We start from the raw sequence: 24853 nt of genomic DNA on the forward strand, positions 1-24853 counted from the left end.
AGGTTAGCGGCTGATTCACAAGGTTTAGTTACCAGATACAGGTGAATGAGCATCGGTACGAGTCAGAAACGTATACCATACCCCAGAGAAGGTCGTCTTCGCATGTCACGTCCGTACGGTTCGAGACTATCAAAATAGGGGCAGGCCCGGCGATGAAACGTAGTAATCAGTCGTTACGCGCCTCAGACTGCGAGGTCAGCAGTGCGTCTTGTCAGATTTCCCACTTCAATCGGTCAACGTTTCCATCGCGACCGAAGATACGGAGCGGATGCGGTCCGTAATACCAGAGGAACAACATCGTGTTCCGCGACTTGATCCGCCGAATGGTCTTCGCGTCGACGACCGCTCGCTCCTCGAGTAGTTCAGAACGAAGCGAGTACAGTTCGGTGAGTAACTCGACGAGCGACGACAGTCGGCGAGTGACCACGAGCGCGTACGTCGACCAGACCAGCGCCGTGAAGAACACGTAGCGCCACGGAAGGTTCCGGACGGCTAACTTGATCCGGTTTTCGGCCAATCGACGGCGGGTCTCGAGGTCCGTGATGCGACCCGCGTTCGACCCCTTGTGTTTCACGACGATCGACGGCGTGTACAGGATGTCAGCACCTGTGTCATGGATGCGGAGAGAGAGGTCCATTTCCTCGAACCCGTAGACGAAGTGATCCGGGTAGCCACCGACGGACTCGAAGGTGGAGCGACGGATCGCGTTCCCGACGCCGACGAAGTTGGTAGCTCGATACGAGTCCGCAGGAGTCATTTCGAAGGCTGGTGGATCCGGCGTCTCTCCGAGCGCGATCTCGTCAGAGTAGTAGTCTCGGCACTGGAACGCGAGGACGTCCACGTCGTCGTGTTCGTCGAACAACGAGACCACTCGACGAGCGGCGTCGGTGCCCGTTAAAACGGCGTCGTCGTCGAGCGTAACCACGTACTCGCCCTCGGCGAGGTCGAATCCGACGTTCCGAGCCTGCGGAACACCCATTCGTCCGTCGAAGTGATAGTACCTGATCCGGTCGTGATCGAACCGAGCACCCGGCTCGAACATCGAAGACGTCTCGTCGGTCGAGTTACTGACGACGACGATCTCGAATGGACGATACCGCTCGTCGAGGATGGAATCGAGGACATCCGCGAGATCATCGGCACGGTTGTACGTGGCGACGACGAACGAGACGAGCGGTCCATCGGCATCGGATTCAGAGTTTTCTGAGCTCATCGAGAGGAGGTGGTCGCGTTGGTCGACCGCAGAATTCGAACCGCCCCGCTGTCGTAGAGGACGTTATTGGAGCGACACAGGGATTCGACCTCCGGTTCGGTGAAACTCGTTGGCTGGACGCCCTCCGACCGTGAGGTGGTGACGGTTCGCGTCCGCACGTATACGAATCCATCGTCGACGCGATGGACGTCGAACGATGGTCGCCATTTGCTCTTCAGTAAGACGACTTCCGTACGGTGGTACGCGGATGGCAGTGCGGAGCGAAACAACTGCGAACTGTACGAGTCAGTGTACACCTGGACTCGCGGCGGCTCGTCCACTGCTATCCGTGACCCGGGAACGTCACGGTACGTCTCGTATTGGGTGATGTCGGCTCGTTCCGAGAGCCATTCGACCGAACGGCGTTCCTGACTCGTGAACGCGAGGTCGTTCGCGTCGGCACTGAAGGTAGACGTATTCGCAGACCCGGCGAGCGCGAAGACGAACCCGGAGTTGAACGCGAGCAGCACGACGAGGAGGACCGGGACCGCGTACGTTCGTTCGACGCGGTTGGTCGCCGCTGCGACGGACGGGACGGAATCGTCGACGAGCGATCTGAGGACGAGGAAACCGATCGGAAGGAACGGCGCGAGGACGGGAAGCACCATCTGGTACACCCGATCAGCCCATAGACTGAATGATAAGAAGTATGACGTGCCGAGGAAGAGGAACATTGGGGTTGCGACTGCGGCGTATTCGAGCGTGCGAGGCTGCTCACTGCGACGAACCGATTCGAGGTTCCTGTAGACAACGCTCGCGAGACCAATCGCCAGCAGTAGCGTCAAGGCGATGTAGAGAACGACGTTGAGTTGGTCGAATATCGTCGTCTGTTGGGTCGCGTAGCTCGCTCCCGTTCCTGGAATGAGTCCTTGGAAGAAGAGGACGGTGAGTTGGTCGGTTATCTGCGCTGGAATGGAAGCCATGCGAGAGACGACTTGAGCGGAAGCGTAGGTGTACCATGCAGTCGCTCCGACCAGGAGCAATACCGGCGTGGAGACGGAAAGCGACCGTTCGATCTCGACATCCTCGACGAAAGCGTCCAGTGCAGTCACGGCGAGTGCGGCGACGAGCATCGACGCTGCCAGGAGATAGGTCGTCCCGTAGTGCGTCAGGATGAGACCGGTTCCGAGAAGACCGAGACTCGAGCGCCGAACGCTGTCGGCGTTTCGACCGAAGACCGCAAGCAGGAGGAGAATCGCGAACAGTTCAGAGAGGAGTTGTTTCCCGGGCGTGAAGTAGAACGAGACGTGATAGAAGCTAAAGAAAAGGCTGGCGAAGAGTGCGGTTTGAGCACCGAAATGCTCACTGGACAGGTAGTACACGCCCACGGGGACGAGCGCGAAGAGGAACGAGTGAACGAGGACGAACACGAGGTTAAGCTCCAGTCCAGTCAACGTCGAGAATGCCGCGGGAACGACGCTCACGACCGGAACCGAGATGGACGGTCCGACGACTTCGATGGTCGCCTGACCGGTCCGGCGCACCATCGCAGCCGAACCGTAGAGGCCCTGGATGTCCGCACCGACGACGCTCTCTGCGACGAGGTTACGGTGCAAGAGTAGTGAGATCGAGACGAAGAACGCAACTGCCGGGTACTGTCTGGTTGGAAAGTACCGAGAGGATGTAAGGAGCACGACGACGCAGGTAGTGACGATGAAGAGACTCACTCCGAGCGAGCTTCCCCACCGTTTCATTCCGAACGCACCTGCCGCGGCGACCGTCGGTAGCAGGACGAGGAGGACGGTCAAACCGAGCGGGTGGAGGTCAGGGAGCCAGTGAGAGACTGATGGCGAGTTAGTCCGAGAATTGAAGGCTACCAGCGCGAGGACAACGACGCTGAGTGCGATAGCAAGTGGAAGCTCGCTTATCGGGCGCTCGATACCGATCAGTGGCCCGAGGAACCCGAGAGCGAGGACGACAACGGCGAGGACGACAACGCTGTATGCGACGGCGTAAAGCAAGAATCGGCCAGGGGTTTCGAGGTCGCGTTCGAGCGAATTGGCGAGCATCGCGCCTGGGACGAAGAGCAGGAGTGGTAGTCCAAATACGAGTCGGAGGACGTCGAAGGCTGGGTAGACGCTGGCAACGAGCCCCACGATTGCGTAGCTGGTGAGCAGCGCCAGTCCGACACCCCCGACGGAAGAGGATTGCAAAGCCGAATGAAACACTCGTACGCGAGCCATTGTGACTACGCTTACAGTCAGCAGTGTTAGGAATAGTAATGAACGAGTTACATCCTAGCGTCCTCGAGAAACATGTATCTGTGTGAGACCCCGTTGGAGTCGCGTACGTTCTCAGTTCGCGTCGGGACGGAGGAGATGAACTGCAGGTCGAACCACTTGATCCCTGACGTCGATGCTGGCAATCGAGAACGCGAGGTAGAGCACCATTCCGACGACGACCTGCGCGAAGAGGACGGTGACTCCGGTGACTGGCTGGTACTGATTCAGGACGGCCAGCATACCCCCCATGAGCACCGCAGAGACTATGTACCAGGCGAGTAACCGGACCGGAATCTCGAAGTTGACGTGTCGCGCGAGATATCGACCGTGGAGTATCGTGTTTACGAGCCAGGAGAGCATCGTCGCGTAGGCCGCACCGACGAAGCCGACGGTGACGATGAGCAGCGGGGTGAGAACGAGGTTGACTCCAACAGAGGCGACCGTGGCTTTGGCCGCCAGGTCCGGGCGGTCGATGGCACTCACCGAGATACCGATGACGTCGTTCACGGACTGGAACAGTTTCTCCACCATGAGGACGACGAGAACCGTACTCGCGATCGTGTACTCCGCCCCGAAGACGAACCTGAGGATCTCGTCGGCATAGAGTACGGCACCAACGATGGCGGGAACCGAGACGTAGAGGACGTACCCGAGGGCGGTAGAGATGGCGTTCTGGATGCGTTCTGTCGCCGCTTCAGCGTCCCATTGACTGATCTGTGGGAAGAGGTTCAGTCGAATCGAGTTACTCACCAGGAGGACGAGGAGGGTGACCTGCCAGGCGATCTCGTACGCCGCAACGTGAGAGTTCGTGAGCAGGAACCCGATGACGAGGACGTCCATCCACTGGTAGACGCGGCCACCGACGGCTGTGATAGTGCTGTACTTGGAGAACGCGACGATGGAGCGAACGCGCGCGATCGACGGTCGGCCGAGTGACGTGTCGACACGCGTCGTCGCCCAAACGAACTCGAGGGAACGCCCAACTATCTGCCCGATCAGAAGGGCTTCGGGGCCGTACCCGTACTCGAGGAGGAGGAAGCTGCTCGTAACCCACGTGAATCGACGGCCGACCTCGATAATCGCGGTTTCGCCGACGCGGAGTTCGCCGCGGACGGTCTGTATCGAGAACCGCGAGAATTCCTGGACGACCAGCCCCAGAACGAGGTATGGAGTTATCGGGAAGTGTGCGTACGAGTCGATGAACGTCCCCATTGCGAGCAGGAGACCCCCGACGACGGCAAGCGTCAGGGTCTTGAACGCGAGCGCGGACCCGAGTATTTCGGCGGCCGCCTCGCCTTCACTGAGCCGTTTTTCGAGAGCCGCGCGGACCCCGAGGTCTGCTGGGATGGAGCAGACGCCGAGGAGCGCGAGGTAGAGGAAGAACACCCCGAGTTCGTTCGATGGGAGGCGTCTCGCGAACAAGGTGATGCCACCGAAGAACAGGATCGCGTTCGCGCTCTTCGATAACAGCATCTTGAACGTGGACGTGCTCAGGCTCATCGGAGCGTCTGGATATTGTTCGGATTGAATCCGGTCAGGTGAGGGCTTCGAGCGCGTGGCGTGCTTCTCGAGCGAACGGTGCAGGGTCGTCGTACGTGAGATAGTCGAATCGGGGGTCGGTGTAACAGGACCAGAGTACGTCGCGGACAGAGTTCAACAACCCGGGATTCGGCGTGTTCGGGTAGTCGTCCCTGAGGACGCTAGCCAGATACTGCAGCTCACCGAACAGCAAGTGAGTCGCGAGCCCCGTCTCGTGCGTCGAATCGATGTCGTCACGGTTCCCAGTGGCGAGTTGCCACACGAAGTACGGGAAATCGGCACCAGAACGGACGTCGCACGGGATCGACGTCCATGTCCGCGGATTGACTTCTGCGAGCGTGTACGCGCCGGTTCTCGCGTCCTCGAGGAACTGAACGGTCGCGAGCCCGTGCCATTCGAGTTCGTCGAGCACCTGTTCGCCGAGCGCTTCCAGTTCCGCGTTCCGCGTCAGTTCCCTGCAGACGCTTGCCCCGCCGGCATAGGACTTCCCACGGATCTGTCGACGAAGGCTCGAAGCGACGCAGTTGCCGTGCTCGTAGAGTGCTCGATACGAATACTCGTGGGCTATCGGTATGAACTCCTGGACGATCGGTTCGTGTCCATGCATCGCTCCATCAATCGTGCTCTGTGACGGTTCTCGTCCCGGTTCGGGGTGGATTGGGTCGGGGCACCCGTCGCACTCCGTCTTCGAGAACGAATCGACGTAGTCAGTTGTGAGGATGGAGTAACGGGCCTTCACGATGAGTTCGCGGTCCCAGTCCTCGACGGCGGAGAGTGTCCACGTTTCGGGGACCGGGACCTCAGCGTTGTCGGCGATGCGAGCGAGTTCGAGACCGTCGTGAACCGCTCGAAGTGCCGGGAACGTCGGCCACACCCGAGCGACGTGGTCGTCGAACTCGTCGAGGTACTTCGAGAGGACGTACGCGTCCACTTCGCGGTTCGGGATGATAGTGCGGACGTCCGGTCGTTTCGCCAGCGCTAGAAGTCCGTTCTTGTATTCGACGATATCCTCGTACGGTGATCTCACGCTCTCGATTTCAGAACAGTATCGGGAGACACCAGCGGGCACCGAGGGGTCTTCTGTTGCGACGAGGGTGGTCACGCCCCGTTTCCCGAGCGATCTGACGCAAGTCAGCGCCTTCACCGAGTGCCCCGCCGGGAGTAGGACTGTTCCCCGGTTCACCTGAGTGCTGGACATGGATGTGCGGTCGGGTCCCTGGTGTAAAGATAAGTGCTTGCTTCTGTCAGGGAGAGACTCTATGCCGTGAGAAATCTGGATATAACGAAGCGCGCCACGCGGCAATCCTCGTCGATGACGTTGTCACACTCGATCTTCGAGACGAGTCGACGGCTCGTTCGAAGCGTCTGGAGACGCAGCGTCGGTCGGTCGGCGGTGTTCTCCGCGTTGTACGGGTCGCTGTGGCGTCGATACCTCGCGTTCAGAGGGACGACCGTGGTTTCAGGAGTCGCTGGCAGGACCGCGACCTTCGACGTGTCGACGCGTTCAGAGTACGTTCGGGCGACGGAGTTCGGTGGGGAAGGTTCGTTCCTGGAGGCGATGCTCAGGGACGTCGAGGACTCGGAGACGGTGTGGGACGTTGGCGCGTGTGTCGGGACGCACAGTTGCTTGCTCGCCGATGCGGTTCCCTCGGGAGCCGTGGTCGCTATCGAGCCTGAACCGTCGAACGCCGAACGGCTTCGAGAGAACCTCTCACGGAACGCTCGAGCGGTGGATTGGACCGTTCTCGAAGTCGCACTCGGTGACGTTGATGACATTGGAACGCTCACCTCCGAGTTCAGCGAGCGCGGGTCCGGACATCATTATCTGTCCGAGGACGAGACGGGTGACCGTGTCCCGGTCCGACGGGGAGAGAGTCTGGTTGCGGGGGGGATCGCACAGCCAGACGTGCTCAAAATCGACGTCCAAGGGTACGAGCTCGCGGTCTTGAAGGGACTCGGGACGCTCCTCGACGACGTTCGCGCAATCTACGTGGAGATCCACACGGAGAAGTGCCGGCGGTACGGTACGACCGCGCTGGCGGTCGAATCCATGCTCCGCGACGCCGGATTCACCGTCGAACAGCTCCAAGATGGACCCTCTGACCGGCCGTCGGTCTACTTCGTTCGTGCGGTCAGAGAGGCTACGAGAGTGAACCAAGTTGGCGACTGACGCCGGTCGAATCGGCTGGGAGCGCCCTGGCTCGTTCTGATTCCAGGATAGTCTCCTGTTACGGTCGATACGGCGTCAATTACAATGCTGGCAGGCAGTCAGACGACGAACGTGACCTCCTACGAGAGAGGCGGCGAGATGACGCCGCTTACGGAACTGTCGGGACGTGATGCGGTCGAGAACGTTCTCATTTTCATTTCGGACGCGATGCGGTTCGATCACCTCCCGGACGTCGTAGCCGAACGCGGGGTGACTGCACGCGGCATTGCCCCCAGTTCGTTCACCGCCTCCTCGTTGCCCTCGATTTTGACCGGTCAGTATCCGAGCACGCACCGTGTCTGGATGTTCGACGACCGGTTACCGGAACGACCGCCACTCCTCAAAACGGACGAGGTTGACGTCGGGTTCGATGCACAGACCGTCTGGATCGAACTCCCTCCAGCGGAGAAGCCACCACTCCAGATACATCGGATGAGCGAGGAAATCGAGCTGGAAGCATTGGAACCACCGTTCACGAACGTTGTCCACGACGTCGGGCCACACGCGCCGTACGGGTTCGAGAACGGCGTCTTCGAGTCGACGAGAGCTTTCTTTAAGGAGTACTCCGAGATGGACGAGCTGGCTGCACTCTACGAGCGAGATTGCGTGACGTCCGCGGAACGGTTCATGGAACGGTATCGGGAGCTCGAAGCGCGTGGGTTGCTCGAATCGACGCTCGTCGTCTTCACGAGCGATCATGGACAGTGCCTCGGAGAACCCGAGAACGGCGGTCGGTTCGGGCACGGGCACCCGCTCACTCCGGCGATAGTCGACATCCCTATCGTCTTCATGGGAGCCGGGCTACCCAAAGGGGAACGACTATCTAGGGTCCTGTCAAGTACCGACATCGCACCGACGGTACTCTCCGCCCAAGGCCGGGAGGTACCCGACGACGTCGACGGGACGGATTGTTGGCAGGGCGTGCCGGACGCGGATCGACTGGCCAGGTCCGAGGTCTGGCAGCACCTTCCGGTTGGCGTCCGTGACCACACTGTCGACCTCTCCGTGTACGGCGCGACATCGGCGTGGGACGACGACGGTGGGTACGTCTTCCTGGAGAAGTCCACTTTCGAACGGGTCCTCGCACTCGCGTACGACAATTTCTTCCGAGGGTACGCACCGGCGTATCGGCGGAACTTGACCGCGAGAGCGGCCATGAACATGCTGCGTTTGGCTGCTACGGGGACGGTGGAATACGGCGAGCCGTCATTCAGCGAAGCGCGTGCTCGAGCGGTCGTTCCCGAATCGCTGGAACCGAGAGACGACGACTCCGCGACGACGTTGAGCGACGAACAAGAGTCACATCTGCGTGATCTCGGGTATATTCAGTGATGTGGCCGGCCGCCCACCTCGCTGCGGCGTACCTCGCGTGGTCAGTCCTCTCGCGCGTTCGATACCGACGACCACCGAACACTCCCGAGGTCTGGATTGTGGCGTTCGCGTCCCAGTTTCCGGACCTCGTCGACAAACCGCTCGCCTGGTGGGTGCCCGTGCTCCCGGCCGGTCGTTCGCTCGCACACTCGCTCATCACCGCGACGGTCCTCATCAGCGCGCTGGCGGTGGTCGCTCGACGAATCAACCGCCTTCCGTACGCGATCGCGTTCGGGACCGGGTACGTCACTCACGTCCTAACGGACGCCATCAATCCGCTTTCGGAGAGACGGTACGCCTACGTGAACTATCTCGGGTGGCCGCTACTTCCGTTACCGCCGTACGATACGAACCGAGCACTGTTCGGAGACTTCGGTTCTGTCGACGTCGCTGACCTGTTCGGATTCGAGGGGGCGATACTGGTCGCGATGGTTCTCCTCTGGCTGGCCGACGGCACCCCTGGGATTCCACGTCGTTCGTTACAGCGATGAGTTCGACGCGTCGTCGTTCGTGACGTTCACCCAGAGGTAGACGTCGCGGTGGGCGCGTTCCACCGTCGGCTGGGCCGAAGGCGAGTCCTCATAGAGGAGGAATCGGACTCGAAGGCGGTCACCCGTCATCGACGGCGAGATATCGTAGGGCAGATAACGCGTCTCACCCGGTCGGAGCGCGACCGTCATCCGTTTTCGTTCTTCGGATTCGACCACCTCGAAGCCGTTCGTCTCGTTCTGGACGCGTTCGAGAAGAACGACGACCGTCACCGTCGACTGTCGGTGTTCGTTCGTAATGCCGACGAAGACGCGTTCGCTCTCGTTCCGAGTCATCGTCTCCGGATAGTCCGATGCGACGTACGACCCGTCGGCGTCTTGGGTCACGACGAACAGGTCGGTCTCCGGTGGCGTGGGGCTGGAAGCGACAGCGAAGACGCTCCCGACAGCGAGGACGAAGAGGGCAGCGACGAGGACCTGTGACCCGGTTTCGGTGAGTGCCCTGTCGTCGTTCACCATCGTCAGAAGGGTCGATCCGCTGTCGGTTCGGTCGGTGGATTGGTTCGCGTCCATCATGAGTGATCGATCGCTGGTCCGTCGTCGGTGGGCAGGGGTTCTCTCGCCGGGTGGTCATCAGACCGTGACTTCTCGGTCGCTGGCCGGCCCTCGGACAGGACCGCTTCGTACAGAGAGACGTGTCGGTCGGCGATACGGTCCCAGGACAGTTCGGTGGCGAGCGCCCTGCTGTTCGCGGCCATCCCTCGTCTGCGGGCGTCGTCCGTCAGGAGATCGGTGATCACGGCTGCCAATCGTTCGGGGTCGCCCGAAGGGACGGTGAGGCCGCACCCGCGATCGCCGACGAGTTCCGGGAACTCTCCAGCTCGGGACGAGACCACTGGTTTGCCGAACGAGATCGCCGTCGCGAGCGCACCACTATGACCCTTCGTCCCGCCTTCCTGCTCGCGGTAGGGGAGGGCGACGACGGACGCTCGTTCGAAGCACTTGCTCACGCGATCGTTCGGGACGTACTCGGTGTTGATATCGTAGTGCTCGGAGTGTTCGTCGACTGTGGGACGAACGTCGGACGGGATCCGCCCGTCGCCCGCCACGAGGAGTGTCACGTCAGGCACCGTCTCCGCTACGATCGGGATCGCTTCGATGAGCGTGTCGATACCTTTCTGTGGGACGACGTGCCCGAAGAACAGGACGACGTTCGAATCGGGTTCCGGAGCGATGTCGTCGTAGTCGCCGAACACCTGGTACGCACCGTGAGGGATGACCGTGACATCGTCGGAGTCCATGCCGTGCCGGAGGAGCGCATCACGCTGGTTCTTCGTGTGAACAATCGTCGCGTCCATATCGGGCGTCGGGATAGCGAGGCGTAACAGCTCCTCGACGCAGAGCGATGGCCGACGGACCTGAAATCGACGCAGCGGGACCTCGTGGCGCGTGACGACGAACGGCAACGAATCGATGCCATGGAGGTGTGTGAATAGCTGGACCTGTGGGAACAGACCCGAGGTCTCGTGGACAAGATCCGGATCGACATCCAGTGCGTCCTTCACTCGGTCGTAGGAGAGGAATCCGCGCGCGAAGTCGATCGGCGATACCTCCCGCCGGTAGAGCGCCGGCATCGAGACACTCAGTGGCTCGAACGGTTCGAGTAGTTCGACGTGCTCGGCGAACAAGTCGTCCGCACTCGTGGTGGTGGGTTTCATCACGGTTACGTCGTGTTCGGTTGCGACGGCGTTCGCCAGTTCCGCTGTGTAGTGCGGGAGTCCACCCGAGCTCTGACCGAGGATGTAGAGGACGTGCATCGTTAGAGACTGATCTGTTTCCGCAGATACGGGCCGATGATTCGCGTGACCGGAATCGGGAGTCGTCGCCACACGCGCTTTGCGGCGTCGTATTCGTCGTCCTCGGCGTCCGTGAGATCGACAGGGTCGCCCGGGAAGTAGTGATAGTCGTCGAGCCAGACCTTCTCGCCACCGAAGCTCTTCTTGAACATGTACACGCCTGACCCTTCACGGGTGCGTCCGAAGTTGTACGCTTCATATCCGTTCTTGGCTCCCCACTCAAGGGACTTCCAGTGGAGGAGACTCCCGCCGTTGCGGTCCCGTTCCTCGTACTCGGAGACGACCGTGTGTTGTGCGATGCGATCACCGAGGGCCAAGTCGAGAACACCGTTGATGATGCGGCCGTCCATCCGAATCAATCCGAGCCTGAAGACGCCAGTCTCCGAGTATCGTTCCCAGAGCGTCCGGAAGAACTCGAAGTCGTGTGGCGGACTTCCGTGGCCCCGCATGGTACGCAAGTAGAGCTGGTAGAACTCGCGGAGGTCCGATAGCGAGGTCCCGACTTCGAACGTGAGCGAATCGTCGTCTATCGCTTGCCGGACTTGTCGTTGTCTGCTCGCTTTCATCGAGTCCCATATGTCTCCTGGGTCCCTGTCGAGCTGGACGCGGAACGTAACGTACCGGCGTTTCTTCGTGAGTCGGTCGCGCTCACCGAGATCGCGCCCTCGGAGACTGAGATGGTCCACACCCGTCTGGTCCGCGAACTCTATCGCACTGTCGAGGAGCACTGCTGTGGTCTCCTCAGCTCTGTCGTCTCCGACGAGAACGGACCCGAGTGAGGAGTACGGCATGGAGACGATCTGGTCGCCGAACAAGCGACTCTCGATGCGAACGAGCGGGAGCAAACCGTGGATCTCGCCGTTCGCTCGGGCGACCAGATTCCGAACCGTATGATCGTACGTATCGATGGCAGCACTCCACGCGGCCGATTGGTACGGTGCGCCACCGTGCTCTCTGACGAACGCGTCCCAGTCGTCGACGTTCGCACACTCGGAGACGGTGAATCGCGAGGTACTTCGGGGCGTCATCGCGACGGCACCTCGACACTCTCCGCTTCCTCGGGAGCGTTCTGCGTGGTTTCGACGTCGTCTACGCGTCGAGATCGGTCAACGAGCGATTCGACAGGACCCCACTCGAACGACTCCAAGAGATGGTCGAGTTTCTCGACAGCCCCGTCGACACCGTAGAAACTGATCAGTCGCTTGTGTATCGGGGGGGATGTCACCGGGACTGCTGGGTTGAACTCCCAGGGATGGAAGTAGAGTGTCGCAGAGATCCCGGCGGCGTTCAGTCGCCGAATGCCCCATTCGAGCAGTTTCGTGGGGAAGAGTCTCGCATAGAACCCGCCGGCGATTGGGAGTCTGAGCCGCGAACCGACGACCGCGATCGGTACCTCGATGAGCCCCGACCGGTTCGCGGCGTTCGAGACCTCACGGAAGGGTTCCTCGTCGTCAACGACGTACGGCTGGACGGGCGCGCCACTGACGCCGTACATCGGTGTTCGCATGGGGAAGACACTCGAATCGTACTCGTAGCCGTTCGATTCCAGGACCCGAAACGCCCACGCCGTTCGCGGCGTCACGGAGAAGTTCGGTGCCCGGAATCCCTTGACGTCCACGTTGGCTGCCTCCTCGATTGCGGTTTCCGACTGTTCAATCTCCGTCTCGAAGGTGCTCGGCGTGAGTTCGAAAAGGGGCGTGTGCGAGTGGCCGTGCGATCCGAGTTCGTGGCCGGCGTCTGCGATCTCACCGATGGTCGTCGGGTACGCGACCGCCAGGTCACCGCTGACGAAAAACGTGGCAGTGACGTCGTGCTGGTCGAGGACATTGAGCACGATCTCGACCGAGTCTTCGACGTGGTCAACCGGGTCGTCGACCTCGTCCGCGAGAAGGGTTGCAGTGTACCAGTGTTCCAGGTCGAAACTTATCGCGTTCCGTTCCGGTGTTCCGGCCTCTTTTACCATCTTGTCATGAGTGGACCGTTGCCAGTATTGTTATGACGGGAATATGGCGAGTATCAGCGGGCTTCGTGCGTCCACTCGCCGAGGTGTCGACCGGAGCGAGGTTCGAGAGATGAACCCTCGAAGACGGCTCTCCGGTCGGTTTCCCGCTGGCACAAACAGTGATTGCCTCCCTGTAACGAGCGTCAATCACCACTTGTGTACGGGAAACAGTTCCAAGAAGCACACAGCCATTGTTTCTGATATACCCGGCTGACTGACCGACGTGAGGCCGTCTACACCGTCGGCTCCGTCAGAAGGGCCTGACTCGTCGTCGGCCTTCGTGGAGAGAGACGGGTGAACGTGGAATTGATTCCCACCCTCCTCGCGCTCGCCTGCGCGACGGCGAGGGCGCAGCCGACCCGGGCCAGTCGATGTCGCGACGGCGGTGACCAATACCTGAGCTCCCGTGTCGATCACCGCCCCGTCAGTCATCGTCAGCGACGTACCGACCGTCCCTGCCGAGACGATCCGGTTCAGCTAGCTCCTCGAGAACCTGTTCCGGAACGCCGTCGAACCATGCCCGACGAGCAACCGGACGGAGTCCGGGTACACGACGGCCGCGGACGGCACCGGATTCGGGCTCCGCATCGTCGCGGACGTCGCGGACGCGCACGACTGGTCGGTGTCGGTGACCGAGAGCGCCGACGGCGGCGCTCGCTTCGAGTTCCGGACCTGACGTCCGGCGTCTCGACGTCGCCTGTCAGTCCGCGTGCTGCTCGACGCCCTCGTAGGGCTCGCGCGAGATGGTCTCGCGGAGGTCGGCGAGCGCCTCCCGGCCCGTCGTGGAGGCCGCGTGCGTGACCGCGAACACTTCCTCGCGGGAGATCTTCACGCCGCGCTCGGTGAGCGCGTCCTCGGGTCTGGCGCCGAGTTCGCGGAGGGTACCGACCGCGAGGAGGAAGGGGACGCTCCACGCCTCCAGGGTGTTCCCGTGCACGAGCGGCATCGACTCGAGGTACGTCTGCGCGTCGTCGAGGAACCCGCGTGCGTGGTCGGCGGTCCGCTGGACGACGCGCGCCGCCGCACCGCGATGTTCGGGTTCGACGACCTCCTCCTGGGGGACGCCCTCGGCTTCGAGCCACTCGTTGGGCAGGTAGACGTTGTTCTCGTCGACCCAGTCGTCGTAGACGTCCTTCGAGACGTTCGTCAACTGGAGGAGTTGCCCGAACTCCTCGGCGGTCCCTTGCATGCGGCGGGCGCGGTCCTGGTCGACGTCCGTGCGCGTCAAGAGGTTCGTGACGAGTTCGCCGACCGTCCCGGCGGCGTAGTGACAGTACTCCTCGAGTTCCTCGGCGTCGTCGATGCGGAGCCCACCCTGGTTGCTGTACCGTTCGACGAACGCCGCCATCCCGTCGACCATCTCGACGACGGGGCCGACGACCGCCGACCGGACATCTTCGGGGAGCGCCGCGAACGTCGCGAACACCGTCGGTGACCGCGCGACGACCTCCCAGTCGGCGTTTCGCTCGTCCTCGGCAGGCAGGTACTCGTCGACGTCGGCGCGGAAGTCCTCGATGGTCGCGTCCGCGGTCGGGTCGACCGCATCCCGGTACGTTCGGAGGAGCGCGGCCTGCTCCTCGGGGGGGAAGTGCCCCGCATCCTCGACCGTGTCAGCGACTCGACAGAGGAGATACCCCAGACAGATGTGGGTCGACATCGGTTCCTCCAGTACGTCGACTGTCAGGGCGAACGTCCTCGACACGCCCTGTACGGCCTCGTGACACCACGCCTCGTCGACATCACCACGATAACACTCACGCCCGCTCATCAGATATATCCGACCAAAAGGGCCCCGCGGCAAAAAGCCTCCGGGGTAACGGCGGCCCGGATGCGACCCAAATCCGACCCGAGTCCCCGATTCCGTCGGGTTCGAGCGGTCAGAGTTCGGCGCTGGCGGCGGGAGCGCTCACGCGAGGAACTGGAGGAAGGCGAAGAGCGTCCCGAGTGCGGCGAGCGTGGTCGCGAACACGTTCAGGGACGCGAACGTCGCGTCCCCGCCGAGTTCGGTCGCGTAGACGTACGTCGAGACGGCGGTGGGTGCGCCGAGCATCACGACCGCGGTGTCGCGGACGAGCGGGTCGACGGCGAGCGTCGTGAAGACGAGCCACGCGAGGACGGGCATCGCGACGACCTTGAGTGCGACGACGCGACCGGTTCGACCGAGCGACGAACCGTAGCCGGTGGCGCGCAGCGACCCGCCGACGGCGACGAGCGCGACGGGGAGTGCGAGCGCGGACAACGGCGCGAGGCCGGCGTCGACCGCCGTGGGGACGGTGACGTCGAGGGACGCGACGGCGAGGCTCGCGGCGAGCGTCAGGAGCACGGGGTTCGTCGCGACGCTCCGGAGTTCGCCAGCGACGGCAGCGTCGGCGTCGTTGATCGTCACGAGCACGAGTATCGTGACCGGGATCTGGACGAGCGAGGCGAGGCCGAGGACGACGCTCGCGGTCGCGGCCGCGGTCACGCCGAGCGTCGCGGCGACCACGGGCACGCCGAAGTACCCGAGGTTCCCGTGATAGGATTGGACGAGCGCGACGCTCCGCCGGTCGTCGGCGCCGCGACGGTTCGCGACCCACGCGAGCGCGAGGAGCGAGCCGATGACGGCGACGAGCCCGAGGACGAGTTCCGGGGAGACGAGCGTCGCGAGGTCGCGGTCGTGCGTCGACGAGAACACGAGCGCCGGCAGGAGCACGTAGAACGCGAGCTGGCCGAGGCGCTCGTTGCGAGCGTCGGTGAGGACGCCGCCGCGTCGCGCGAGCAACCCGAGGACGACGAGCGCGAACATGAACGCGAACCGCTCGGCGAGACTCACACCGGACGCAGTCGACTCGCGGCCTTCACGCTTCGGGTTCGCGCAGTCGCCATCACCGACTCCTGACGTCCCCAGGGGAGCGTCCCGCGGGAGCGCGAGCGGCTAGAGCCGTCGGTCGAAGAAGTCCGCCATCAGGCGGAACGTCCGTATCTTGTGGTCGGCGTCGGTCGACGTGTGCCCCTTCTCGCCGAGTTCAACGTACTCGAACTCCTCGCCTTCCTCCCAGCCGCGTTCGAGGAGTGCGTCGCGGAACGTCCGCGCCTGCGAGATGGGACAGCGCGGGTCGTTGACGCCGTGGACCATCAGGAGCGGGTCCGTCACGTCGTCGACGTGCGTGATGGCCGAGCGGTCGCGGTAGAGCTCGGCGTCCTCGTCGGGGTCGCCGACGAGCTGTTCGAGGTACGACTGGAAGTGCGGCATCGACTCCTCGTACAGCAGTTCGAGGTCGGTCATCCCGACGAACGCCGCGCCGGCGCTCCAGAACTCGGGTCGCTGCACGAGCTGCATGTACGTCGAGTACCCGCCGTAGGACCCACCGTAGACGGCGACGCGGTCCTCGTCGACCCACTCCTGGCGTTTCAGCCAGCGACCGCCTTCGGCGACGTCGACCTGCTCCATGCCGCCCCAGTCGCCGTTGATGCGGTGCTTGAACTCGCGGCCGCGGCCCGTGGACCCGCGGTAGTTCGGGAGCAGCACGCTGTAGCCCTCGTCGACGAGGAACTGGACGCGCTCGTTGAACCGCCGGGACTCGTGCGCGCTCGGTCCACCGTGTACCATCACGATGGCGGGCGACGGGCGTTCGCCCGAGTCGTAGACGAGCGCCTCGATCTCGAGGCCGTCCGTGGACTCGTACGTGACGACGTCGCAGGGCGCGAAGTCCTCGGGCTCGAACCGCCCGTACTCGGCGTCGACGAGGGTGTCGATTCCGTCGGCGTCGAGGTCGTACGCGAGGAGGCGCTGGCGGGTGGTCGGGGATTCGTGCGTGACGAGCACGCGACCGTCGGCGAGGACGCCGTCGTCGGCGCTCGACCCGGGGAACATCGCGACGCCCTCGGGGAGGTCGAACTCCGTGGCGGCGTCGGTGTCCTCGCGCTCGTAGTGGACGGCGACCTCCGCGCAGTCGCGCGCTCGACGCGCGAGGAACCCCTCGCCGTCGGGGAGGACGAACGCGGGCACCTCCTCGTGGTCCGGCGAACCGTACCACGTCACCGTCCCGGCGTCGAGGTCGTAGACGCCGGGGCGAGTGGTGTCCTCGCTGTCGTCGGCGAGGAGGACGGCGTCACCGCTCGGGAACCAGTCGACGATGCTCGTCTCCGCGCCGACGTCGCCGACGTCCAGGCGTCGTGCGTCCACGGCGGCACCCTCGCCGTCGGCTGCCGCGTCCGCGTCGCGGTCGGGGAGGTCGGCGACGTAGGGGTCCTCGTTGTCGAGGTCGTCGCGCTCGTTCGTCCGGTAGGAGACGCGGTCGCCGTCGGGCGAGAACTGCCCGAGGACGACCGGTCGGTCGTACGCGGTGAGTTGCGTCGAGTCGCCGGTCTCGACGTCGTGGACGTGGAGGTTCATCTGGCCGGTCGCGGTCGTCGAGTACAGGAGCCGGGAGCCGTCCGGGGAGACGTCCTGGAGGACGGTCTGGCCGTCGGTCTCGACGACGAGTTCGACGTCGCCGTCGAGCGTGATGGCGTAGACATCGTTCTGCTCGTCGCCGGCGTCCTCGTCCTGATGGAAGAACACGCGGTCGCCGTCGGCGTCCCACGCGATGGGGTACATCGCGTTCTCGGGGACGTTCCCGTCGCTGACCTGCGTGCGGTCGCCGGACTCGACGTCGAGGACGTAGAGCTCGTTCCGCCCGGTCTCGTCGTGGTAGTACGCGACCCGGTCGCCGTCGGGGCTCACCGTCGGATGGTAGAAATCGGGGAGGGAGGCGAGGGCTTCGAGGGTGTCGTCGTCGCTTCCTGCGCGGCGCGTCGTGGCCTGTTGGGCGTCGTTAGCGTCTGTCATGATGGGGTTGGTGGTGTGGTCGGTGTGCGGTCCATCGGGTCGTCGACTGGGTGGCCGCGGTCGGTGACCGTGGCGCTTCTGGGCAGCTGTGTAGGTACGTGAGATTCGAAGCGGTCGCTACGGAAAAGAATTGTTGTTTCGAAGTACAGTCTTCTTCTCTTACAGATTCGACCGCCGGGGATTTAGTTCTTCTGGTGGTCCAGGTGCGGCGTCGATCCACTCGTCGGACCACTCGACGCGTTCAGGCGTCGAGTGCGAGCGAGCGGACGCGCTCGCGCAGTTCCGCGGGACCGTCCGCGACCGCGTCGGCGCGCGAGACGTCCTGCTCGCCGTCGGAGTCCGGCGACCGATAGGCGAGGACTATGGCGCCGGCGCGCGCCGCCGCCTCGATGCCGCTCGCTGAATCCTCGATGACGAGACAGCGCTCGGGCGCGACGCCCAGGCGTCGCGCGGCCTCCTCGTAGATGAACGGCTCGGGCTTCCCCGGCTCGTCGAGTTCGGGCGCGAGCACCTCCGCGTCGAAGACGTCCTCGAGGTCGAGGCGCGAGAGCGTCCACTCGACCCACTGCGGGAACGACGACGTCGCCAATCCGACGGGGAGCCCCGCGTCCTGCAGTTCGCGGACGAGTTCGGCCGCGCCCTCGGTGACGTCGGCGCGTTCGAGGTAGATGCTCTCCGCGACGTCGTCGTAGAGCGCGAAGTACTCCTCGCGAGTCACGTTCATGTCGAGGTCGGCGCCGAACGTGTCGTACTGGTCGTAGATGCTCACGCCCGTGAGGTCCGCGGGCGTCACCTCGGCCGCCGGCGGGTACGCGACGTCGATGATGTCGTGCATCTCCTCGGTCCAGTACGACTCGGACTCGACGAGCACGCCGTCCATGTCGAATATCACGGCGTCGATGCGTCGATTCTCGAGGTCGGCTTCGGGCTCGGTCATGCCCGGAGGAACGCAGCACGAGCCCTTGCATCCACGGGTTCCGGCCCGGGAGCGATGACAAGACACTTGCACTCTGGGTCGGACTACCTCGACCGATGCCCTCCACGCGACGTCGAGCGCTCCGAGCGACCGCTGGCGCGGTCGCAGCGAGCCTCGCAGGCTGCAGCGCACTCACCGGGAACTCGGAGCGCGAGCGTCCGCGCGGCGAACGCCTCGGGACGCCTATCACGGACTACGAGACGGAGCGCGCCGTCGTCGAGGACGAGCAGCGCCTCGTCGACTGGCCGGACGAGGACCAGGCGCCGAGCGGACAGTGGCTCGTCGGGACGGCCGACGACCGCGAGAAACTGACGTTCCCGACGGACGCGACGACCGACGTCGAATCGTTCCTCGACGACACCGCGTTCGAGGACGCCGCCGTCATCGTGTTCCAGCGCCAGCACGGTGCGTGCTACCGGCTGGACGCGTACCGGCCGACCGCGAAGCCGGACGAGATATCGGCCTACCTCTGCACCGAGACGCGCCCCGCGGACGAACCCTGCAGCGCGGACGCCGACCGGACGACGCTGCTCGCGCTCCGCATCCCCGTGGACGCTCGCGACCGCAACCGCCTCTCCGTCACGGAGGGCTCCGAGTGCTCGAACCGGCTCGGTCCGCGAGACGCTGGAGGTGACGGACGATGACCGACCGCGACGACGGAGGTGACTCCTGCGGGGGGACCGGGGCGTCGCGGCGACGCGTCCTCGCGGGCGCGGCGAGCGCGAGCATCGCCACGGCACTCGCCGGGTGCTCGTTCTCGCTCGGCGGCAGCGGCTACGACCGTGCGGCCCTGAGCGAGGTCGCCGAGGGCCCGGACCCGTCACGTCCCGCGACGCATCCCGTCGAGATCGACGAGGCGATGATTGCCGACCACCGCGAGCACGCTCGCGACCATCTGGAGCAGGTGTCCGACGACCCGAGCCTCCCGAACGGCGTCGTCGCGGACGAACTCGCCAGTAACCGCGAGCGGGTCGCGGAGACGCTGCGCGTACAGGGGCCGAGCGACGCGGACGGCGGCGAGCCCAGCGACGACGGGAGCGGGTCGGGCGAAACCGACGACCGGAGCGCGGAGCACCGGCTGCACGACGCCCGGGACGTCCGCGCCGACGCTGCAGACCTCCACTTCCAGTATCTCGCAGCGACGGGCGACGTCACCGAGCGCGAGCTGGAGCGACTCCGGGACGACGCCCGCGACCGGCTCGCAGGCTTCCGGCGCGCGTGGGCGTACCGCGCGCCGTCGCCGACGCGAGCGCTCCTCGTGCACGCGCTCTTCGAGGGCCTCGTCGAACGCGTCGAGGTCGACCTCGCGCCGTGGCCGCGGTTCCCCGACGACCCGCTTGCTGGCTGGCGCGAGGTCGGGCACCTCCGCGGGAAGGTGGCGACGGCGGACGCGCTGCTCGACGACCTCGACGCGTACCGCGAGCAGGTCGCGACCGCGGACGCGGGCCGGTACCGGCCGGCGCTGGCGGCGGCGGCGATGTGGCTGTCGCGGCGCGCGAACCGCGTCGAGTACCGCGACGACCGCGCGCTGGAGGACGGCCGCGCCGGGCTGTCGACCGACCCCGGCGACTCGGTTGCCGGGTACGGGTTCGACGTCGCACGCGAGTACCTGCGGGAGTATTCCAAGCGCGCGTTCAACGACGTCCAGCACGACTCGCAGTACGCGCGGACGGCGCTGTTCGCCGCGAAGCGCCGCGCCGCCGTGGACGCGTTCGCGGCGGCCGTGGACGACGCCGAATCCAGTGGTGGGTCGGTCGACGTCTCCGCGAGCACGGTCGCCGACGAGCGGACGAGAGCGGTCGACGCGATCGAGCAGACGCTCGACGCTGGCCCGACCGGTCTCCAGCGGCGGTTGCTGGAGCCAGCGTACGTCGCACTCCGGGACGGCGACGGCGAACTGCGGACCGGCCGGAACAGCGACCCCAGGCGAGCGTTCGCGGTCTACCGGTACGTCGCGAGGTACGCCGACGCGGCGACGCGAGCGAGCGAGGAACTCGTCGGCCTCCTGCGCGCCGCCGAGTGAGAGCGTCCAGGGCGTCGCCGACTCCCGAAGACGTTACGTCGACGCTCTTCGAAGCCCGTGACGTGATTCGGGACGCGCGCGTGCTCCGGACGGACTTCGTGCCGAGCGAGGTCGAGCATCGGGACGGCGAGGTGAACCACCTGTCGTCGGTGCTCGACCCCCTGACGAGAGGGGAGTCCGCCGACACCGCGGTCGTCACCGGCCCCTCGGGGGCGGGGAAGACGTGCCTGACGCGGTTCGTCGCCGGGAAGCTCCGCGAGGCGACGCTCGACGTCGAGACGGTGTACGTGAACTGCTGGCGGAACTACACGCGATATCGGGCGCTCTACAGCGTCCTCGAGCACGTCGGGCGGACCGTGGACGTGCATCGGCAGTCGACGCCGACTGACGTCCTCGTCGACCGCGTGGAGAACGCGGACCAGCGCGCGGTCGTCGTCCTCGACGAGGCCGACCAACTGGAGGACCCCGGTATCATCTACGACCTCCACGGGCTCCCGCAGTACGCGGTCGTGGTGGTCGCGAACCGCGAACAGGACCTGTACGCGCCCGAAGGGAACCGGCTGCGGTCGCGCCTCCAGTCGAGCGAACACGTCCGCATGGACACGTACGGCGCCGACCAGCTCGTCTCCATCCTCCAGTCGCGCGTCGAGAACGGCCTGGAGCGCGACGTCGTCACGACCGCGCAACTCGAGCGCATCGCGGACGCGGCAGCGGGCGACGCGCGGCTCGCCATCGGCATCCTGCGGAGTGCGGCGCGTGCCGCGGAACGCGAGGACGCCGACGAGATAACCGACGACGTCATCGAGGGGGCGGTGCCGACCGCGGAGACCGAGATGCGTCAGGCCGACGTCGCGAACCTCACCCCCGACCAGGTCGCGGTGTTCGAGGTCGTCCGCGAGCACGGCCCCGTCAGTCCCGGCGACATCTACGAGGAGTACTGCGAGCGCGTCGACGACCCGAAGTCCGAGCGCTCGGTTCGCTCGTACCTCTCGAAGATGCAGCAGTACGACCTCCTCCTCGCGAGCGGCTCCAGCCGCAGTCGCGTGTACGAGGTCGTCGACGACGACCTCCCGTCGCCGGGCGCCTGAAAGAAGAAGGGGACGAAGCGCTTGTCGTCAGCTCCGGTTCCTGCGACGGACGACCATGTAGCCGAGCGCGAGCGGCGCGAGCGCGAGCAGGACGAGACCGGACAGGCCGCTCCGAGCGGGACTCGCGTCACCCGCGGGCTGGACGGCCGCGCTCTCGTTCCCCTCGGTCTCGTTCACTGCAGTCGTGGCCGGCTCTTCCGTCGTCGTTGCCGGTGGTTCCGTCGTCTCGTTACCGTTGCCTCCATCCGCCGCGACGATCTCGACCTGGACGGTGTCGGTGTTGTCGCCGTCGTCCACCTCGATCGTGTAGGTGCCGGGCTCCACGTCGTCCGTGGAGAGTGCGAGCGTCCAGCGACCGGAGAGACCCCACTCGTCGGTCGAGTTCGTCTCGAAGTCGTTCGCACTTGGGCCACTGATGACCTCGACGGAGATGGAGTTATCGTCCGGCTTCCGGTTCGTCAGCCCGGCGACGATCATCTGGTCGCCGACGGGGACATCCTGGATTTCGCCATCGGAGACGCTCCCGGCGGGCCCGACGGTCTCGATCGACGTCGCGCCGTCGGTAAGCCGGAACGACTCCTCGATGGCGAGGTCGTCGCTCGCAACCTCGTTCGTGGTCTCGTCTTTGAGGCGTGCGACGATCTGTGACTGGGTCAATCCAGTACCGAAGCTCTGGACGTAGTTCTCGAGCGAGGCGAGTTCCGCGTTCGGCTGACCGGGCAGCACGCCGTCACCGGCGACGCTGTCCCGACCGAGACCGATGACGAAGGCGCGGATATCGCCCTCGTTGAGCTGCCGTCCGTCGACCGTCGTCAACGAGATGTCGTCCTCGTCGAACGTGTCGTCGTCGTCGACGGTGATCCGCTCGGTCGCGACGCGACCGCGCGAGTCGACCATCACGGCGAGCACGGCGTCGAGACCCGGCGCCGTACCTATCACGTCGACCGTTCCGTCCTCGACGGCGACCTGTGCGTCGATCGTCTGGAACGTCCGCGCTTCCTCGAGTCCGGGTTCCTGCACGACGAGCGACATCTGCGAGCTCGTGGCGCTCGAGAAGTCGGACGTGCTCAGCGTCGTCGCGATCTCGCCGTCCGAGATGACGTCGTCCGCCTCGACCACGCCGATCCGGTACCGGCCGGGGATCGAGAAGATGTCACTGGCCTGCGAGAGCACGACGTCTTCGCGCTCCCATTCGCCAGTCGAGTCCACGCTGAGGGTGTCGTCCGCGTTCAGCGAGCCGTCCTCGTTGATGTCGAGGAGCTCCCAGTCGCCCTGGTCGCGCGCGTAGACGACGACTTCGTCCACGCCAAGCGCGGCGGTGCCGCGCACGTCCTCGTCGCTACCCGCGACGTAGACGCCGGGTGGACTGTCGAAGTTCAGGTCGCCCTGGTCGACGTCGAGCGTCCTGTCGTCCTCGGTGTCTCCGAGGTCCGCCGCGACGTCCTCGAGCGACCGGTCCGCCTGGAAGAGGTCGATGCTGATCGATGCGTCGTCGAGGAGTCTGGTGTCGATCTGACCGACGCCGACACCGGTGTCCTCGTCGATCTCGACCTGCGCCCACGCGAAGTCGGCGGTCCCGTCGCCGTCGGTGTCGAACGTGCCTTTGTCGATGACGTCCTGGACGTCACGGAAGACGTCAGCGTCGACGACGTCGTTCCGGAACTCGCTGTCCTCGATGACGACGTAGTGGTTCGCACCGGCGGTGGATCCACGGATGGTGTACCGGACGTTCTCACCGCGAGTGACGTTGTCCGCTTCGAGGTCGAGGTTCACGTCGTCTTCGCTCTGCACGCTGACGGACGTGGACTGGCTGGCGGGACCGAAGTCGAGGTCGTCCCAGCCTTCGACCGTGATGGTGATGTCGTTGACGTCCACGTCGCTGACGTCGAGCGCCCAGTAGGCTGCGTCGACCGTGGAGTTACCGAGTTCACCGTCCTGGAACTGCCCGATACCTTGCAGGTAGACGATCCCGGTTCCGGTGCCGCGCTGGCCGGGGTTCGTCACCTTCTGTGGGTTCGCCGCGTACGGCCCGGAGAGTTCGTTTCTCTGCTGTTCGGAGAGTGCTCCGGCGTCAGCGAGTACCTCGCCGGTGATCTCGTCGCCGTTGGTGTCCCGGATGACGAGTTCGAGGTCCTCCGCCTCTTCGAAGTTCCATTCGGCGCGAACGAGGAGCGTCTCGTCCTCCTGGACCGTGGAGCCTTCAACGTCCACGCCGCGTTGGTTCAGTACTTCGAGTTCGGTGACGCGGGGCGTCTGGACGACGACGCCGGCGGCGTCACCCGACCCGGTGAGCGTATATTGCCCGCGTTCCTGGTCCTGCGGGATCGGTGATTCGAGCGGGATGCCCTCTGCGTCGCCCGAGACACCGGTCAGTTGTGACGAGTCGATCGGGGTGCCGTCTTCGCCGAGGAAGTTGATGTCCTCTTCGCCCTGGAAGACGACTGGTTTCTCGGTGGCGACCTGGACGTCGTTCGGTCCGCCGACGCCGGGGTTGAAGTTCCCCGCGCTTCCGCCGCGCTGGATGGTCAACCCGAAGGCGACGCCCGCCACAGCTGGGGCTGCGACGAGCAGGAGTACCATCGTGATGGCTCCGAGTTTCCGTCGCGATTGGTCAGCGTTGGTTGTCATGTTGGAGTAGTTTTCTCGTGTTAATTTTGTTTAACGTTGTGTGTACGGTCTCGTCGTCGCGTCTGAGTGTCGTGGTTTTCCTGGTTACTTCTCACCCCCGTATGGGGTGGACATGAGTTTGTTTCGAGCGGGTATTGTTATGATGAGACGACAGTTCGTAACGCTGCGTTGTCTACTCCCCCCGGGACCCGGGAAATTTAGAGGGCGTAAGTTATGCGTCAACGGTCGGTCCGTTACCCGAATCGACCGGCGACCAGTTGGCAGGATTGTCGAACGGTCGTCGGTTCCCTTCGGTTGGCAACCAGTAGAAACGGGCCGAGAGACGCGAAATCGAGGCTTTCGACAGGGTTAGACGGGAAGGTAACGGTCCGTAATTCTGCGCGACGCTG

At 64.5% G+C, this 24853-nt stretch carries 19 protein-coding genes and 1 pseudogene; 7 read left to right on the top strand and 13 right to left on the bottom strand.

From position 1 onward, the window contains the following. Positions 1-211: 211 nt before the first annotated feature. The 4 genes from LI336_RS08895 to LI336_RS08910 form a co-directional block, all read right to left on the bottom strand. The gene (locus LI336_RS08895) at positions 212-1213 is read right to left on the bottom strand and encodes a glycosyltransferase family 2 protein (RefSeq protein WP_227132769.1); all 1002 of its coding nucleotides are present in this window, start codon (positions 1211-1213) and stop codon (positions 212-214) included. Continuing rightward, positions 1210-3435 carry a DUF2206 domain-containing protein gene (locus LI336_RS08900; RefSeq protein WP_227132770.1) on the bottom strand — a complete coding sequence of 742 codons (2226 nt, stop codon included), beginning with the start codon at positions 3433-3435 and terminating at the stop codon, positions 1210-1212. Before LI336_RS08900 ends, LI336_RS08895 begins: the two co-directional genes overlap by 4 nt. 111 nt (positions 3436-3546) lie before the next feature. Further along, a complete protein-coding gene (locus LI336_RS08905) occupies positions 3547-4974 on the bottom strand; it encodes an oligosaccharide flippase family protein (protein WP_227132771.1) in 1428 nt (475 codons plus the stop codon). A 34-nt stretch (positions 4975-5008) separates the two neighbouring features. Further along, on the bottom strand, positions 5009-6316 hold the full coding sequence (locus tag LI336_RS08910) for a carboxylate--amine ligase (RefSeq protein WP_227132772.1): 1308 nt from the start codon (positions 6314-6316) through the stop codon (positions 5009-5011). A 9-nt stretch (positions 6317-6325) separates the two neighbouring features. Here LI336_RS08910 and LI336_RS08915 point away from each other — a divergent pair, with 9 nt between their 5' ends. The 3 genes from LI336_RS08915 to LI336_RS08925 all read left to right on the top strand — a co-directional run bounded on the left by LI336_RS08915 (position 6326) and on the right by LI336_RS08925 (position 9084). After that, positions 6326-7183 carry an FkbM family methyltransferase gene (locus LI336_RS08915; RefSeq protein WP_227132773.1) on the top strand — a complete coding sequence of 286 codons (858 nt, stop codon included), beginning with the start codon at positions 6326-6328 and terminating at the stop codon, positions 7181-7183. Positions 7184-7294: 111 nt separating this feature from the next. Then, positions 7295-8554, top strand: coding sequence for a sulfatase-like hydrolase/transferase (locus LI336_RS08920; protein ID WP_227132774.1), 1260 nt, complete (start codon positions 7295-7297; stop codon positions 8552-8554). After that, entirely contained in the window at positions 8554-9084 is a 531-nt protein-coding gene (locus tag LI336_RS08925) for a metal-dependent hydrolase (protein ID WP_227133205.1), read from the top strand. Before LI336_RS08920 ends, LI336_RS08925 begins: the two co-directional genes overlap by 1 nt. Here the strand turns inward: LI336_RS08925 and LI336_RS08930 are convergent. The 4 genes from LI336_RS08930 to LI336_RS08945 all read right to left on the bottom strand — a co-directional run bounded on the left by LI336_RS08930 (position 9073) and on the right by LI336_RS08945 (position 12900). Continuing rightward, complete coding sequence (locus LI336_RS08930) at positions 9073-9600, bottom strand: DUF1616 domain-containing protein (RefSeq protein ID WP_227132775.1); 528 nt, start codon at positions 9598-9600, stop codon at positions 9073-9075. The genes LI336_RS08925 and LI336_RS08930 overlap by 12 nt on opposite strands. A gap of 53 nt (positions 9601-9653) precedes the next feature. Further along, positions 9654-10898: a glycosyltransferase family 4 protein gene (locus tag LI336_RS08935; RefSeq protein ID WP_227132776.1), complete on the bottom strand. Its 1245-nt coding sequence runs from the start codon at positions 10896-10898 to the stop codon at positions 9654-9656. Between the two features lie 2 nt (positions 10899-10900). Then, positions 10901-11782: a GNAT family N-acetyltransferase gene (locus LI336_RS08940; RefSeq protein WP_227132777.1), complete on the bottom strand. Its 882-nt coding sequence runs from the start codon at positions 11780-11782 to the stop codon at positions 10901-10903. A gap of 179 nt (positions 11783-11961) precedes the next feature. Then, a complete protein-coding gene (locus tag LI336_RS08945; RefSeq protein WP_227132778.1) occupies positions 11962-12900 on the bottom strand; it encodes a polysaccharide deacetylase family protein in 939 nt (312 codons plus the stop codon). Between the two features lie 577 nt (positions 12901-13477). Between LI336_RS08945 and LI336_RS20380 the strand changes: the two are divergent. Then, positions 13478-13615 (top strand): annotated as a pseudogene (locus tag LI336_RS20380) (hypothetical protein); the annotation flags it as partial. A gap of 24 nt (positions 13616-13639) precedes the next feature. On the opposite strand, the gene LI336_RS08950 reads toward LI336_RS20380, so the two are convergent. The 4 genes from LI336_RS08950 to LI336_RS08965 all read right to left on the bottom strand — a co-directional run bounded on the left by LI336_RS08950 (position 13640) and on the right by LI336_RS08965 (position 18686). Beyond that, on the bottom strand, positions 13640-14707 hold the full coding sequence (locus LI336_RS08950) for a phytoene/squalene synthase family protein (RefSeq protein WP_227132779.1): 1068 nt from the start codon (positions 14705-14707) through the stop codon (positions 13640-13642). 138 nt (positions 14708-14845) lie between these two features. Beyond that, the gene (locus LI336_RS08955) at positions 14846-15751 is read right to left on the bottom strand and encodes an AEC family transporter (RefSeq protein ID WP_227132780.1); all 906 of its coding nucleotides are present in this window, start codon (positions 15749-15751) and stop codon (positions 14846-14848) included. A 102-nt stretch (positions 15752-15853) separates the two neighbouring features. After that, positions 15854-17749, bottom strand: coding sequence for a S9 family peptidase (locus LI336_RS08960; RefSeq protein WP_227132781.1), 1896 nt, complete (start codon positions 17747-17749; stop codon positions 15854-15856). Positions 17750-17990: 241 nt separating this feature from the next. Continuing rightward, positions 17991-18686 carry an HAD family hydrolase gene (locus tag LI336_RS08965; protein ID WP_227132782.1) on the bottom strand — a complete coding sequence of 232 codons (696 nt, stop codon included), beginning with the start codon at positions 18684-18686 and terminating at the stop codon, positions 17991-17993. A 95-nt stretch (positions 18687-18781) separates the two neighbouring features. Here LI336_RS08965 and LI336_RS08970 point away from each other — a divergent pair, with 95 nt between their 5' ends. From LI336_RS08970 to LI336_RS08980, 3 genes are all read left to right on the top strand, one after another. Continuing rightward, complete coding sequence (locus tag LI336_RS08970) at positions 18782-19369, top strand: hypothetical protein (RefSeq protein ID WP_227132783.1); 588 nt, start codon at positions 18782-18784, stop codon at positions 19367-19369. Then, entirely contained in the window at positions 19366-20748 is a 1383-nt protein-coding gene (locus LI336_RS08975) for a hypothetical protein (RefSeq protein WP_227132784.1), read from the top strand. The genes LI336_RS08970 and LI336_RS08975 overlap by 4 nt, the downstream gene beginning before the upstream one ends. A 62-nt stretch (positions 20749-20810) precedes the next feature. Continuing rightward, positions 20811-21836 (top strand): Cdc6/Cdc18 family protein, encoded by a 1026-nt coding sequence (locus LI336_RS08980; protein WP_227132785.1) that lies wholly within the window; start codon positions 20811-20813, stop codon positions 21834-21836. Between the two features lie 27 nt (positions 21837-21863). Here LI336_RS08980 and csg read toward each other — a convergent pair whose 3' ends face one another. Further along, entirely contained in the window at positions 21864-24464 is a 2601-nt protein-coding gene (gene csg, locus LI336_RS08985) for an HVO_2072 family ArtA-dependent S-layer glycoprotein (protein WP_227132786.1), read from the bottom strand. Between the last annotated feature and the right edge of the window lie 389 nt (positions 24465-24853).

It is taken from the genome of Halorubellus salinus (assembly GCF_020567525.1).
GTDB classification, from domain to species: Archaea; Halobacteriota; Halobacteria; order Halobacteriales; family Natrialbaceae; genus Halorubellus; species Halorubellus salinus.